Origin of the sequence: Acidovorax delafieldii 2AN (assembly GCF_000175235.1) — a bacterium.
GTDB lineage: Bacteria > Pseudomonadota > Gammaproteobacteria > Burkholderiales > Burkholderiaceae_C > Acidovorax > Acidovorax delafieldii_B.
Genome location: NZ_ACQT01000571.1, coordinates 1 through 890, shown reverse-complemented (window position 1 = coordinate 890; position 890 = coordinate 1). Strand labels below are relative to the sequence as shown.

At 72.2% G+C, this 890-nt stretch carries 2 pseudogenes; both read left to right on the top strand.

The annotated features are described in order from the left end of the window. Nucleotides 1-333, top strand: a pseudogene (locus ACDELDRAFT_RS23115) (translesion DNA synthesis-associated protein ImuA); the annotation flags it as partial. Beyond that, a pseudogene (locus ACDELDRAFT_RS23110) lies at nt 299-890 on the top strand (hypothetical protein); the annotation flags it as partial. The pseudogenes ACDELDRAFT_RS23115 and ACDELDRAFT_RS23110, both read left to right, overlap by 35 nt.

The window sequence follows — 890 nt, the reverse complement described above, 5'->3', positions numbered from 1 at the left end:
CGGTTGCAGCTTTCGGCAGCGCGGCTGGGCCAGCTTCTGTGGGTGTTCCGTCCCTGCGCCGCCAGTCGCCAGGCCTCGCCCGCGCCGCTGCGCCTGCAACTGGAGGGCGGTCAGGCCCTGCAGGTGCGCATTCTCAAGCGCCGCGGGCCGCCGTTGCCGCAGGCGATTGAACTGCCAAGCTGCCAACCGCTGCTGGCGCAGGTGCTGGCCGCCCAAGCCGAGCGCCGCCGCGCTTTGCAGGGCAACGGCGCAGCCGTGCCGTGGCCAGGGGCGTTGGCGCACACTGAAAGGAGGGACCATGCACTGGATCGCCTGGCCCTTGCCGCAGGATGACGAGGGCTTGCCACAAGCCTGTGCCGCCGCAGGCTGGTGGGCTTTGCGGTTCACGCCGCGCGTGACGTTGATGGAGGATGCGGTGTTGATGGAGGTGTCGTCCACCGAACGCCTGTGGGGTGGTCGTGCGGCCTTGCTCGGGCAACTGCAGCGCGCTTGTCCGCAGGCGCCGGGCGGCGAGTCCGCGGTGTGGGCCTGCGGTGCCACGGCCACCATTGCGCTGGCCCTGCTGCGCCTGGCCTGCACGGGGCAGACGCCACCGCCTGCTGCTCGGCTGCCCCATGCGTTGCCCTTGTCCCTGCTGAGCGCTTTGCAGCCCCATGTGGCCAGCCTGGAACGCATGGGCTGCCGCACCTGGGGCGACCTGCAAGCCCTGCCACGCGCCGGGGTGGCGCGGCGGTTTGGCGCTGCGGCGCTGCAGGCGCTGGACCAGGCCCCTGGGCCATGCACCGCAGCCCCATGCCTGGCTGGCCCTGCCCGAGCGTTTCGAGATGTCGGCCGAGCTGCCCGCGCTGGTCACCTCGGCCGATGCCTTGCTCTGGAGCGCCAGCCGCCTG